This window comes from Mesorhizobium australicum (assembly GCF_900177325.1).
Taxonomy (GTDB): domain Bacteria; phylum Pseudomonadota; class Alphaproteobacteria; order Rhizobiales; family Rhizobiaceae; genus Mesorhizobium_A; species Mesorhizobium_A australicum_A.
This window is the reverse complement of sequence record NZ_FXBL01000004.1, coordinates 2,170,430-2,183,296: the sequence shown is the minus strand read 5'-3', so window position 1 is coordinate 2,183,296 and position 12,867 is coordinate 2,170,430. Positions and strand designations below refer to the sequence as shown.

At 64.6% G+C, this 12,867-nt stretch carries 10 protein-coding genes; 7 read left to right on the top strand and 3 right to left on the bottom strand.

What is annotated here, in order from left to right; translation table 11 throughout:
- The first annotated feature begins 145 nt into the window (after positions 1-145).
- A complete protein-coding gene (locus B9Z03_RS13055) occupies positions 146-1,375 on the top strand; it encodes an ABC transporter substrate-binding protein (RefSeq protein WP_085464596.1) in 1,230 nt (409 codons plus the stop codon).
- A 217-nt stretch (positions 1,376-1,592) separates the two neighbouring features.
- Here B9Z03_RS13055 and B9Z03_RS13050 read toward each other — a convergent pair whose 3' ends face one another.
- Positions 1,593-2,288, bottom strand: a complete 696-nt coding sequence (locus tag B9Z03_RS13050) for a helix-turn-helix transcriptional regulator (RefSeq protein ID WP_085464595.1) — start codon at positions 2,286-2,288, stop codon at positions 1,593-1,595.
- Between the two features lie 247 nt (positions 2,289-2,535).
- Between B9Z03_RS13050 and B9Z03_RS13045 the strand changes: the two genes are divergently transcribed.
- Positions 2,536-2,955, top strand: a complete 420-nt coding sequence (locus B9Z03_RS13045) for a DUF1761 domain-containing protein (RefSeq protein ID WP_085464594.1) — start codon at positions 2,536-2,538, stop codon at positions 2,953-2,955.
- A 250-nt stretch (positions 2,956-3,205) separates the two neighbouring features.
- Here B9Z03_RS13045 and B9Z03_RS13040 read toward each other — a convergent pair whose 3' ends face one another.
- Positions 3,206-4,786, bottom strand: a complete 1,581-nt coding sequence (locus tag B9Z03_RS13040; protein WP_085464593.1) for a helicase HerA-like C-terminal domain-containing protein — start codon at positions 4,784-4,786, stop codon at positions 3,206-3,208.
- 258 nt (positions 4,787-5,044) lie between these two features.
- On the opposite strand from B9Z03_RS13040, the gene B9Z03_RS13035 reads away from it, so the two are divergent.
- The 5 genes from B9Z03_RS13035 (at position 5,045) to B9Z03_RS13015 (ending at position 11,387) form a co-directional block, all read left to right on the top strand.
- Complete coding sequence (locus tag B9Z03_RS13035; protein WP_085464592.1) at positions 5,045-6,484, top strand: methylmalonyl-CoA mutase family protein; 1,440 nt, start codon at positions 5,045-5,047, stop codon at positions 6,482-6,484.
- The gene (gene scpA / locus B9Z03_RS13030) at positions 6,481-8,604 is read left to right on the top strand and encodes a methylmalonyl-CoA mutase (RefSeq protein ID WP_085464591.1); all 2,124 of its coding nucleotides are present in this window, start codon (positions 6,481-6,483) and stop codon (positions 8,602-8,604) included. The genes B9Z03_RS13035 and scpA overlap by 4 nt, the downstream gene beginning before the upstream one ends.
- A gap of 182 nt (positions 8,605-8,786) precedes the next feature.
- On the top strand, positions 8,787-8,975 hold the full coding sequence (locus B9Z03_RS13025; RefSeq protein ID WP_085464590.1) for a hypothetical protein: 189 nt from the start codon (positions 8,787-8,789) through the stop codon (positions 8,973-8,975).
- A gap of 19 nt (positions 8,976-8,994) precedes the next feature.
- On the top strand, positions 8,995-9,273 hold the full coding sequence (locus B9Z03_RS13020; protein ID WP_085464589.1) for a hypothetical protein: 279 nt from the start codon (positions 8,995-8,997) through the stop codon (positions 9,271-9,273).
- Between the two features lie 80 nt (positions 9,274-9,353).
- Complete coding sequence (locus B9Z03_RS13015) at positions 9,354-11,387, top strand: YgiQ family radical SAM protein (protein ID WP_085464588.1); 2,034 nt, start codon at positions 9,354-9,356, stop codon at positions 11,385-11,387.
- On the opposite strand, the gene B9Z03_RS13010 is transcribed toward B9Z03_RS13015, so the two are convergent.
- A complete protein-coding gene (locus tag B9Z03_RS13010; protein ID WP_085467642.1) occupies positions 11,377-12,705 on the bottom strand; it encodes an RsmB/NOP family class I SAM-dependent RNA methyltransferase in 1,329 nt (442 codons plus the stop codon). The genes B9Z03_RS13015 and B9Z03_RS13010 overlap by 11 nt on opposite strands.
- Positions 12,706-12,867 lie beyond the last annotated feature (162 nt).

Genomic DNA, 12,867 nt, shown 5'->3' with positions numbered 1-12,867 from the left:
CGCGTGTTTCATATCCGTGAAACGGTCCCCACCCCTTCTTCGTCAAGACTCCCGGTCGTAGCCTTGTTCGGCCGAATGATCTCGTGCCGATGCATGGGTATGTCGGCGGAATACTATAGGGGGCATGCCCCGTCGGGAGGAATTTATGTCACGCAAGACCCAATCACTACTCTACGGCCTGCCTATCCTGGCGGCGTCGCTCACCGTCACGATACCGACGCGGGCCGCTGACCCGTTCTCCGACAACGTCATCAGGATCGGCCTCATAAACGACCAGTCGGGCATCTATTCCGACACCGGAGGGCCGGGTTCCGTGGAAGCGGCGCGGATGGCGATCGAGGATTTCGGAGGCGAGATAGACGGCAAGAAAATCGAGTTGGTGGTGGCCGACGATCAAAGCAAACCCGACATCGGTGCTTCCATTGTTCAGCGATGGATCGACAAGGACGGCGTGGATGTGATCGCGGGCGGATCGTTGTCGTCGATCGCAATCGCGATCCAGAAGATCACGACGGATAACAAGAAGCCATATCTGATCGCCGGTCCCGCATCCTCTGGCCTCACGAATGAAAACTGCACGGCGATGTCGACCCAATGGGTGCTGGACACCTATGCGCTGGCCAGGGGCATCATTAGGTCCATGGTGGCCGACGGGAACGATACCTACTACTTCGTCACCGTCGATTATACTTTCGGCAAACAGTCCCAGGCCGATGCCACGAAGTTCATCGAAGAGGCTGGCGGAAAGGTCGTCGGATCGGTTTTGCATCCGCTGAACACCAACGATCTCTCATCATACCTGCTGCAGGCGCAGGCGAGCGGCGCGAAAGTCATCGTTCTCGCAAATGCCGGCTCGGACTTCGCGAATGCCATGAAGCAGTCTCAGGAATTCGGGATACAGGCCGGTGGGCAGAAAGTCGTCGCGCTCGGCCTTCAGATCAACCAGACCCACGGCATCGGAATCGAGGCTGCTCAAGGGATGAGCTTGGTTACACCGTTCTACTGGGGAATGAACGATCAGACACGCGCCTTCGCGGAGCGGTTCAAGAAGCGCTTCCGTGATCGCGTCCCCAATGAAACGATGGCCGGCTTTTACAGCGCAATTACCCACTACCTGAAGGCAGTCAAGGAAGCGGGCACGGACGAAGGCGAAGCCGTGGTGGCCAAGATGCACGAGATGCCGGTCAACGACTTCGAGATGAGCAATGTCAAGATTCGTGCGGATGGGCAGGTGATGCGCCCGATGTACTCAGTAACCGTCAAGGCGCCCAACGATGTTAAGGAGCCCTACGATTACTACACGGTTGGCAGCGTGATTCCAGCTGAAGACCTCTGGCGGCCGGCAAGCCAGAGCGCGTGCCCTTTGATGAAATAAGCGAGGGGCTGGCAAATGCGCGATAGCCATTTGGCTATCGCGCGTCGAGCCATATTGGCTCCTGTTCCTGAGGTGGCGAGGTGGTCTAGAAATATAGTCTCCCCCCCTCAAAACCCCTTCTTCAAACTCCCCAATATCCCCGCACGATCGCGATCGACGGCAACTTCCGACGCCATTGCGGTCAAAGAGCAGTGGCGGAGACTGTCCCGAAAGCTGCCTACTTTTCGTTCGCCTTTGCGCTGAGTTTTGCCAGATATTCGCGCAACAAACTCGCCCGCCGTGGACGAAAACTGGTTCCTTTGCTTGAAACGCCGTCGACCCGGTCGATCCTGAACATCCGGAAATCATCACGCAGGCGGCACCAGGCCAGAACAGTCAAGACGTGGTCGTTATACACGATGGCAAGGGGGCGAATGATGCGCCGGCTGGCGGTGCCCGCTTGATCGCGATAGCCGATCTCGATCTCCTGTTCTCCCCAGCACGCCTGCCGTATCGCGTTCAGATGCGGAAGCGAGCCGTAGCGACCACTTGGCCGATAAACATGGGATATTGAATGCAGCAATTGCTGCTCGCGATCGTCCGGCAAGGTCGCGGCAACCTTGGCGAGTACAGCCTCGGCGGCACGTGCCAGGTCCGGGTCGCCCATCTGGCGCACTTCCCCCAGCCCCACCGCAATCGCCTCTATTTCCAGACGATCGAAGGTTTGCGGCGGCAGGGCATAGTCCTCGATCAGACGATAGCCATAGCCGCGTTCTCCCTCAATCTGGGCACCCGACAGCCGCAACAGCTCGATATCGCGGTAGATCGATCGGACGGACACGCCGCGCTCGACCGCCAGGCGGTTCGCCGTGATCGGTGGCGCCATGACGCGCATCAGCTGCAGCAGGCGCAGCAATCGATCGGGTCCGCTCATCGTCCAACTGCCGTGAAGTGTCAGTTGGACGCATCTATACCCGTTTCATCGATTTTACCAAGCCAGAGGGCGAAGAGGGGACAAGCTCAAGGTTGACGGCGAGATTCTGCGAGAGCTTGCGCCCGCCGGCTGGTTCCCGCTCTACGGCATGCTCAAGAACAGGTTCGGCATCACCTGGATCGTCGACGTGCAAAGCGCCAACGCCCACTGAGCGTCCCCCGATGAGACTTTAGCGAGAGAGTGAACCATGGTTTTCAGTGCATTTGCCCAGATCAGTCTCTGGGGCGTTCTTGCGGCGGCCGCGTTCGGCTTCGTGTTCGGAGGCGTCTATTTCGGCGCTCTGGTACCCAAATATTATGCGATAGCGCTGGGACGAGAGGCCATGCCGGCCGCCAAGCTGGACATGCTGACCATCCTTGGCCCCTTCGTGTGCAATGTCGTTATGATCGTCACGACGGCCGCGATCATGCGCATGATCGGCATTGTCTCGCTCACCGATGCCCTCGCGCTCGGGCTGGTGATTGGTGTCGGTTATCTCCTGGCGATGTGCATGACCATCGCGATCAATCCCAACTTCCCCAGACCGTTCACCTACACGATGGTAAACGCGCCCTATTTCCTGGTCAGCAGTCTGGTGACAAGCGCGGTGCTGTTCCTGTTGCAATAGGCCTGTTGCGCGCATGAGATCAGACGATGTGAGGATCTTGGCGGCGCCGGAACAACTGCGGGGTGGTTCGAGAATAACCACTCCGTAGTTTGCAAAGATAGCAAAGGACGATCTGGAAGTGCCGTGGCTTCTCTAGGTGAGCCGCGTTGAAAAAATGAGTGGACTCCGTCAGACAGCGTTGTGTGCGCTTCGTCACGTCGAGGCAGCCCGCGAGACGGTCCCCAGACGCGGCTCTCCGCCCCTCGCCTCCTCAGAATCCCTTCTTCAAACTCCCCAGCACCCCACGGACGATCGCCCGCCCGACCGACGACCCTACCGAGCGGACGACCGATTTGATCGCGGCTTCCGTTACCGACTGGCGGTTCGACGTGCGCGGGCGCGGGGCGGAGGGGGTGCGGCCGCGTGGCTGAGGAGAACCGCCGCTGTCGCCGCCGCCGAAATCCGGCAGTGTCCAGCGCGACCTTCCCTGCGGCTCGGCCAATTCCTCCTGCTCGCGCGCCTTCGCCTCGGCCTCCTGTGCTTGGCTGGCGCGCTTCTGCAGGATCTCGAAGGCGGACTCGCGGTCGATCGTCTCGTCGTACTGCCCGGCGACCGGGCTGTCGGCGATCACCTTCTTGCGTTCCTCGGGCGAGATGGGCCCAAGCCGCGAAGCCGGCGGGCGGATCAGCGTCCGCTGCACCATGGACGGAATGCCCTTCTCCTCCAGCGTCGAGACCAGCGCCTCGCCGGTGCCGAGCTGGGTAATCGCCTGGGCGCAGTCGAAGTCCGGGTTCGGCCGGAACGTGTCGGCGGCCGTCTTCACCGCCTTCTGCTCGCGCGGCGTATAGGCGCGCAGAGCGTGCTGAATGCGGTTGCCCAGCTGCGCCAGCACCGTCTCCGGCACGTCGAGCGGGTTCTGCGTCACGAAATAGACGCCGACGCCTTTCGAGCGGATCAGGCGCACCACCTGCTCGACGCGCTCGACCAGTGCCCTAGGCGCGTCGTTGAACAGAAGATGCGCCTCGTCGAAGAAGAAGACGAGCTTGGGCTTGTCCGGGTCGCCCACCTCGGGCAACTCCTCGAACAGCTCCGACATCAGCCACAGCAGGAAGGTGGCGTAGAGGCGCGGATTGTTCATCAGCTTGTCGGCCGCCAGCACATTGATCGCGCCGCGTCCATCGGGTGTCTTGCGCATCAGGTCCGCGATCTTCAGCGCCGGCTCGCCGAAGAAGTTCGCCGCGCCCTGCTGTTCCAGCACCAGAAGGTTGCGCTGGATGGCGCCGACCGACTGGCGGGTGACATTGCCGTAGCGCGCGCCGATCTCGGCCGCCCGCTCCGCCATGTTGGCCAGCATCGCCTGCAGGTCCTTGAGGTCGAGCAAAAGCATGCCTTCCTCGTCGGCAAGCTTGAAGGCGATGTTGACGACGCCTTCCTGCGCATCCGTCAGGTTCATCAGCCGCGACAGAAGCAGCGGTCCCATCTCCGACACGGTGGCGCGGATCGGGTGGCCCTGTTCGCCGAACAGGTCCCAGAAGATCACCGGGAACTCCTGGAAATCATACGGATCGAGCTTCACGTCGGCGGCGCGCTTGACGAGGAAGTCCTTCGCCTCGCCCATCGCCGCGACGCCGGAGAGGTCGCCCTTGACGTCGGCGGCGAATACCGGAACGCCGGCATTGGAGAAGCCCTCGGCGAGGATCTGCAGCGTCACCGTCTTGCCCGTGCCCGTCGCGCCGGTGACGATGCCGTGCCGGTTGCCATATTTCAGCAGCAGGTCTTCCGCCTTCTGGTAGTCGTTGGCAGGCGTGCGGCTCGCGCCCAGGAAGATCGTCTGATCCTGCTTTTCCCACATCGGGTCTTTTCTCCGCAGTGCGAATTCTGGTCTCGGCGCGGCGGCATCGCCACAACCGCCCGGTATAATTACCGCCTGTCCGCCCCACAATGGCTGTGCGGCGAATTTGCCGAAAGGATGGTTGCATAAGGCCGGCTGTTCCGCATATCTGCTGGCGCATCAGCGGGGGAGCGCGATCGTGACTTTTACATTGCGGCGGCTTTCCCCTGCCCCTACCCTTCGCCGGGGAGGGGATGCAGGAAGATCGCCGGAGAGTTCATGGACGAATCGCTTCTGACGACCACGACGTTCCCGAAGGCCGGCCGCGAGGAGTGGCTGAAGCTCGCCCGCAAGGCGATCGGCGAGGCCGACTTCGACGATGCGCTGGTCTCGTCCACCGACGACGGGATCCGCATCGAGCCGCTGTCGGAACGCCGCGCCGGGGCAGCGCATGTCGTGCGCGCCCAGGTCGAGCGTCCCTGGCAGGTGATCCAGCGCGTCGACGATCCCGACCCCGCCCGCGCCAATGCGCAGGTGCGCGAGGATCTTGCCGGCGGCGCGACCGGGCTCTCCCTCGTCTTCGAAGGCGCGCCGAACGCGTTCGGCTACGGTCTTCCTGCCACCGGCGAGGCCTTGTCGCAGGCGCTCGACGGCATCTCCTTCGCCGACACGCATGTCCGCATCGACGTCCACCCGGCCAGCCGCGCCGCGGTCGACTGGCTTGTCCACGCCATCGTTTCCAAGCGCCGGGACATGTCGCGGCTCAAGCTCGCCTTCGGCATCGATCCCGCCGCGCTGTTCGCCGGCACGGGGCGGCTGCGCATGTCGATCGAGGCGATGCGCGCGTCGCTGCCGCAGTCGCTGGCGCATTTCTTCGCGCTCGGCGTGCCGGGCGTGCTCGTCGAGGCCGACGGCCGCGTCTACCACAATGCCGGCGCCACCGAGGCGCAGGAGCTGGGCGCTGCGCTCGCCACGGCGGCCGCGCATCTGCGCATGTTCGAGGATGCGCGCCAGCCGCTCGTCTATGCCGCCCCGCATGTCGGCTTCGTGCTCTCTGCCGACCAGGACCAGCTTCTCGTCACCGCAAAATTCCGCGCCCTGCGCAAGCTTTGGTTGCGCCTGCAGGAGGTCTGCCGCATCGACCCGTCGCCGGCCGTCATCCACGCCGAGACCTCCTACCGGATGATGACGCACAAGGACCCCGAGACCAACATCCTGCGCACCACCATCGCCTGTTTCGCAGCGGTCGCGGGCGGGGCCGATTCCGTCTCGATCCTGCCCTATACCATCGCGCACGGCCTGCCCGATGCGTTCGCCCGCCGCATCGCGCGCAACACGCAGCTCATCCTCGCCGACGAGAGCCATGTCGGCTTCGTCGCCGACCCGATGGCCGGCTCCGGCAGCGTCGAGGCGCTCACGGATGCGCTCTGTGAAGCTGCCTGGCGCGAATTCCAGGTGATCGAGGCCGACGGCGGCATCATGGAAAGCCTCGCCGCCGGCAAGCTCCAGGCGCGCATCGGCGCGGAGGCAGCGAAGCGCCGCGCGGCGGTGGGCGAGGGCAAGCGCCCGATCGTCGGCACCACCCTCTATCCGATGGCGAAGGAGCGGCCGGTGACGGTGCTCGCGGCCGAACGGCGGATCGTCGCCAAGGACGGCCCCTTGAGCTGCGAGCCCCTGCCGCCGCATCGCCTCGACCAGTTCGCGGAGCCCGCCCGATGATCCCGGATTTCTCGACCATCGCCTGGAGCGCCCCGAAGACGCGGGCGCCGGCCGCCGCAGCCTCAGTCTGGGACACGCCCGAAGGCATCGCCGTCAAGCGGCATTACGGCGAGGCGGATCTCGCCGGCCTGCCCTTTCTCGACAACGTGCCCGGCACCGCGCCCTATCTGCGCGGCCCCTACCCCACCATGTATGTCCAGCAGCCCTGGACCATCCGCCAGTATGCCGGCTTCTCGACGGCCGAGGAATCCAACGCCTTCTACCGCCGCAACCTCGCATCCGGCCAGAAGGGCCTCTCCATCGCCTTCGACCTCGCCACCCATCGCGGCTACGACAGCGACCATCCACGCGTCGCCGGCGACGTCGGCATGGCGGGCGTGGCGATCGATTCCATCCTCGACATGCGCCAGCTCTTCGACGGCATCCCGCTCGACCAGATGACGGTGTCGATGACCATGAACGGCGCCGTGCTGCCGATCATGGCGCTCTACATCATCGCGGGCGAGGAACAGGGCGTGCCGCCGGCCAAGCTCGCCGGGACCATCCAGAACGACATCCTCAAGGAGTTCATGGTCCGCAACACCTACATCTACCCGCCGAAGCCGTCGATGCGGATCATTTCCGACATCTTCTCCTACACGTCGCGGGAGATGCCGAAGTTCAACTCGATCTCGATTTCCGGCTACCATATCCAGGAAGCCGGGGCGACGGTCGACCTCGAGCTCGCCTACACCATCGCCGACGGTATCGAATACGCGCGGGCGGGCGTCGCTGCCGGCCTCGACATCGACAACTTCGCGCCGCGCCTCTCCTTCTTCTGGAACGCCGGCATGAACTTCTACATGGAAGTCGCCAAGCAGCGCGCCGGCCGGCTGATCTGGGCCGCCCTGATGCAGAAGAACTTTTCGCCGAAGAGCGCCAAGTCGCTGGCTCTGCGCGCCCACACCCAGACCTCCGGCTGGTCGCTCACTGCGCAGGACCCCTATAATAACATCGTCCGCACCATGATCGAGGCGATGGCGGCGACCCAAGGGGGCACCCAGTCGCTGCACACCAACTCCTTCGACGAGGCGCTGGCGCTGCCCACCGACCACTCGGCCCGCATCGCCCGCAACACGCAGATCCTGTTGCAGAAGGAATCCGGCACGACCCGCGTCATCGACCCGTGGGGCGGCTCGGCCTTTATCGAGCGGCTGACCCACGACCTCGCTACCCGTGCGCTCGCTCATATCGAGGAAGTCGAGAGCCTCGGCGGCATGGCGGCGGCCATCGAAGCCGGTATTCCCAAGATGCGCATCGAGGAGGCCTCGGCCCGCACCCAGGCCCGCATCGACAGCCAGGAACAGGCGCTGGTCGGCGTCAACGTCCACAAGCCCGAGCAGGACATCGAGGTGGACGTGCTCAAGGTCGACAATGCCGAGGTCCGCGCCCGCCAGCTCGCCAAGCTGCAGCAGCTAAAGGGCACCCGCGACGTCACCGCCGTCGAGACCGCGCTGGACGCGTTGACGGCCGCTGCCCGCGCGGACGGCAACCTGCTCGAATTCTGCATCCGCGCCGCCCGCGCGGGTGCCACCGTCGGCGAAATGTCCTTCGCGATGGAAAAGGTCTTCGGCCGCCACGCGGCGGAAGTGAAGACGATCTCCGGCGTCTACCGCAAGGCGGTTGGCGACTTGCCGGTGGTCGACGTCGTCCACGACAAGGTCGAGGCCTTCAAGGCCAAGCACGGCTCCGCCCCGCGCATCCTCGTCGCCAAGATGGGCCAGGACGGCCACGATCGCGGCCAGAAGGTCATCGCCACCGCCTTCATCGACCTCGGCTTCGACGTCACCGTCGGTGCCATGTTCCAGACGCCGGAGGAAGTGGCAAAACTCGCCATCGACCACGACGTCCATATCGTCGGCGCCTCCTCGCTCGCTGCCGGCCACCTCACTCTCGTGCCCGAACTCAAGCAGGCGCTCGACCGCGCCGGCCGCTCCGACATCATGATCATCGCCGGCGGCGTCATCCCGCCCGATGACTTCGATGCCGTTCTCAAGGCCGGTGCGGCGGCGATCTTCCCGCCGGGCACGGTGATCCCGGAAGCGGCGAACGATCTGATGGACCGGTTGATGGCGGGGTGAGGCGCCACTCCTTCTCCCCGTTCACGAGGATCCGAAGGACGGGCGAGACAAGCGGCTCGCCCCGGCACAGGTGCCCGAAGGGCGGATGAGGGGCAGCGCCAGCGTTTCCGCTTCACGCGTGGTGTTCTAGCTCCACGATTTGCCACGTGCTATCGTCTGCGCATGCAAACGATGGTTGTGTTATGACCCAGACCGACAAGGATTTCGACCGGCAGATGGCCATCGCTCGCGAGCAGATGGAAAGGCGCAAGGTCGCGCTGTCGGTGCTCGGTAAGGGCGACAGCTCACCCCACATGTCGGACGATTTCAGGATGCAGATCATGGAAGCGGACAAACGACTGGAAAAGTACAAGAAAGCCAAGCGGCTATAGCGCCACTAACGGGCACCCCATGACCTACGCGCCCCGTATCGTGCTGTGTTCGCCTCTGACCGATCCATCCAGCCTTGAAGCTTTCGTAGAAGCTTGCCTTGCGGATGGCGTGGAACTGATCGCAATCGGCGGCAGCGGTGCCCAGGAGCTTGAAGACGAAATCGATTGGATCATCGTCGGCGACGGAGAGGATCGTAGTCGCTTCATCGTCACGACGGCTCACGACACGGTCGAGGAAGCGCGGGAGTTCGCGGCAGTCAATCTCGGACAGAGGCGAGTGCAAGAACTTCGGTTCTAGCCTCAGTATCAACACATCCTTCCAGGGCCCAAATCGCGGTTAATTGAATTCGCTCCGGCGTCGTCCTATACGTCGCGGCGATGGAAACCATAGCCAGCGCCCAGAAAGCCGTCATTCCGCTGACGGCGCGCGAGCCTCAAGCCGGACGGGCAGCACCCTTCCTGCCGATGAGCCGCGCCGAGATGACATCGCTCGGCTGGGACGAGTGCGACGTCGTGCTCGTCACCGGCGACGCCTATGTCGACCATCCGAGCTTCGGCATGGCGATCATCGGCCGCCTGCTCGAAGCCCAGGGCCTGCGCGTCGGCATCATCTCGCAGCCGGACTGGCAGTCGGCGGAGCCGTTCAAAGCGCTGGGCAGGCCGCGCCTGTTCTTCGGCGTCACCGGCGGCAATCTCGATTCCATGGTCAACCGCTACACGTCCGATCGGAAGGTCCGCAGCGACGACGCCTATACGGCAGGTGGCGAGGGGGGGAAGCGGCCGGACCGCTGCACCATCGTCTACACCCAGCGCTGCCGCGAGGCCTACAAGGACGTGCCGATCGTGCTGGGCGGCATCGAGGCGTCGCTGCGCCGCATCGCGCATTACGACTTCTGGTCGGACAAGGTGCGCCGCTCGATCCTGGCCGACGCCAAGGCCGACCTTTTAATCTACGGCAATGCCGAGCGCGCCGTGGTCGAGGTGGCCAACCGGCTGGCCGCCGGCGAGACCACGCGCGATCTCGATAACGTCCGCGGCGTCGCCCTGTTCCGCCGCGTGCCCGAGGGCTTCACCGAACTGCACGCCGACGACATCGACTCCGCCGACGAGGGCGCCACCCGCACCAAGGGTGACACCGTGATCCGTCTGCCGTCGTTCGAGCAGGTCGAGAACGACAAGGATGCCTATGCGCGCGCCTCGCGCGTGCTGCACCGCGAGGCCAATCCTGGCAATGCGCGTCCGCTGGTGCAGCGCCATGGCGACCGCGACCTGTGGCTCAACCCGCCGCCGATCCCGCTGACGTCGGACGAGATGGACGCGGTCTACGACCTTCCTTATGCGCGCGCCCCGCACCCGGCCTATGGCGACGCGAAAATCCCGGCCTGGGACATGATCAAGTTCTCGGTCACGATCATGCGCGGCTGCTTCGGCGGCTGCACCTTCTGCTCGATCACCGAGCATGAAGGCCGCATCATCCAGAACCGCTCGGAAAAATCGATCCTGCAGGAGATCGAAAAGATCCGCGACAAGACGCCGGGGTTCACCGGCGTGATCTCCGACATCGGCGGCCCTACCGCCAATATGTACCGGATGGCCTGCAAGGACCCGAAGATCGAGGCAGCCTGCCGGCTGCCGTCCTGCGTGTTCCCGGACATCTGTCCCAACCTCAACACGTCGCACGACGATCTGATCAGCCTCTACCGCAAGGTGCGCGAGACGAAGGGCGTCAAGAAGGTGATGGTCGCGTCAGGCGTGCGCTACGACCTCGCGGTCAAGAGTCCGGAATATGTAAAGGAACTGGTGACCCACCACGTCGGCGGCTATCTCAAGATCGCCCCCGAGCACACCGAGCGCGGGCCGCTCGACAAGATGATGAAGCCCGGCATCGGCACCTATGACAAGTTCAAGGAGATGTTCGACGCGGCGGCCAAGGAGGCGGGAAAGCAGTATTACCTGATCCCCTATTTCATCGCGGCACATCCCGGCACGACCGACGAGGACATGATGCACCTCGCGCTGTGGCTGAAGAAGAACCGCTACCGCGCCGACCAGGTGCAGACCTTCCTGCCTTCGCCGATGGCAACTGCGACGGCCATGTACCATACCGGCGTCAACACGCTGAAAGGCGTCAGGCGCGGCGGCACCGACAAGGTCGAGACGGTGCGCGGCGCCAAGCAACGCCGGCTGCACAAGGCCTTCCTGCGCTATCACGACCCGAACAACTGGCCGCTTCTACGCGATGCGCTGAAGGAGATGGGCCGCGCCGACCTGATCGGCCCGCGTCCGGACCAGCTCGTGCCGAACTACCAGCCGGCGGGAACCGGCAAGGCCGCCGACGTCAAGCGCCCCGCGCGGCCCCATAGCCGCGGGCAGAAATTCACGACCAAGGGCGTCCAGATGTTCAAGAAATAGCCGCCGCGTCCGGCGTCGGCGCGGCCTCCCGCTGCATCACGGCGGCGAAGAAACCGTCTGTGTCGTGTCGCGCAGGCGTCAGTGCCAGATAGTCGAGATGGGCCGAGTTGGTCACCTGCGGCGCCACGTCCTTGAGCGGCACGGGTTTGAAGCCGGGATGCGCGGCGAGGAAGGCGGCCACCTGGTCCTCGTTTTCCGCCGGCAGCATCGAGCATGTCGCATAGACCAGCCGCCCGCCGGGCTTCACCAGCCTCGCCGCGCTTGCTAGGATCCGTGCCTGCATCGCGACGAGAGCGTCCAGCCCCTTCTCCTCCGGCGAGCGCCAGCGCGCATCGGGATTGCGCCGCCAGGTGCCGGTGCCGCTGCAGGGCGCGTCCACCAGCACGCGGTCGAAGCCGCCCTTGTGCCGCTTGACCCACTTGTCCGTCTCGCTTGCCAGGAGCCGCGTCTGGATATTGTGCAGTCCCGCTCGACGAAAACGTTCCGCGCCGCGCTTCAGCCGGCCTTCGCTGACGTCGCAGGCAATCACATGGCCCCGGTTGTCCATCTGTGCGGCGATGGCGAGCGTCTTGCCGCCAGCCCCGGCGCAGAAGTCGACCACGCGCTCGCCCGGCCTTGCGTCGACCAGCAGGGCGACAAGTTGGGAGCCCTCGTCCTGGATCTCGACCTCGCCGCTCTTCAGCATCGGCAGGCGCGCGAGCGAAAGGCGCTCATCCACGCGTATGCCGTAAGGAGCCAAGGCCGACGCCTGTGCCTTCACGCCGAACCCCTTGAGTGCACGAAGCATGTCGTCCCGCATGGCCTTGACCGGATTGACGCGCAGGTCGAGCGGAGCCGCCGTCAGCATCGCTGCCATCTCGTCCGCAAACGCCTCGCCGAACCGCGCTCGTAGCGCACCCGCCGCCCAGTCCGGACATTCGAGCCGAACCTCCTCCGGCATGGCCGGATGGTCGATCGCGTGACCCTCCAGCTTCGCCAGCAGCGCCTCCTCGCGCTCGCTCAGCACGGCCGGCGAGAACTTCGCACCGCTGAACAGGCTCTTCACCTGATCTGCCGTCCTGCCTTCCTTCAGCGCCAGCCAGGCGATCAGCCGGTTGCGGGGCACATCCTCGCGACCTTGGCCTTCCAGCCACCAGCCCAGCCGCGCATGATGCCTGAGCAGCGAATAGACGGTCTCCAGGATCAGGCCGCGATCGCGGTCGTCGATATAGCGTCGGGTCCTGAACCAGGCCGAGACGACGGCATCCACGGGACGCGCGACGTGATCGATTTCTTGCACAAGGTCGAGGGTTGCTTGCAGGCGGGCGGATGGGTTCACGGAAAGGCATTCAGGCTGGAAAACGCCCTTATAGGCGACCGCGCCGCCCCTGACCATCGAGACGATGCGTTCGCAGCGGACCTTCACCGCTCAGCAGAGGGGCGTTTCAGGTTGCATCGCTTCCTCAGGCAGGCTTGGCTTGTGGCCTTCCCATACGGAAGC

Excerpts from the sequence above, each read along its gene's own strand:
- B9Z03_RS13055 (WP_085464596.1), top strand. The coding sequence starts at position 146 with ATGTCACGCAAGACCCAATCACTACTCTACGGCCTGCCTATCCTGGCG.
- B9Z03_RS13050 (WP_085464595.1), bottom strand. The coding sequence starts at position 2,288 with ATGAGCGGACCCGATCGATTGCTGCGCCTGCTGCAGCTGATGCGCGTC.
- B9Z03_RS13045 (WP_085464594.1), top strand. The coding sequence starts at position 2,536 with ATGGTTTTCAGTGCATTTGCCCAGATCAGTCTCTGGGGCGTTCTTGCG.
- B9Z03_RS13040 (WP_085464593.1), bottom strand. The coding sequence starts at position 4,786 with ATGTGGGAAAAGCAGGATCAGACGATCTTCCTGGGCGCGAGCCGCACG.
- B9Z03_RS13035 (WP_085464592.1), top strand. The coding sequence starts at position 5,045 with ATGGACGAATCGCTTCTGACGACCACGACGTTCCCGAAGGCCGGCCGC.
- scpA (WP_085464591.1), top strand. The coding sequence starts at position 6,481 with ATGATCCCGGATTTCTCGACCATCGCCTGGAGCGCCCCGAAGACGCGG.
- B9Z03_RS13025 (WP_085464590.1), top strand. The coding sequence starts at position 8,787 with ATGACCCAGACCGACAAGGATTTCGACCGGCAGATGGCCATCGCTCGC.
- B9Z03_RS13020 (WP_085464589.1), top strand. The coding sequence starts at position 8,995 with ATGACCTACGCGCCCCGTATCGTGCTGTGTTCGCCTCTGACCGATCCA.
- B9Z03_RS13015 (WP_085464588.1), top strand. The coding sequence starts at position 9,354 with ATGGAAACCATAGCCAGCGCCCAGAAAGCCGTCATTCCGCTGACGGCG.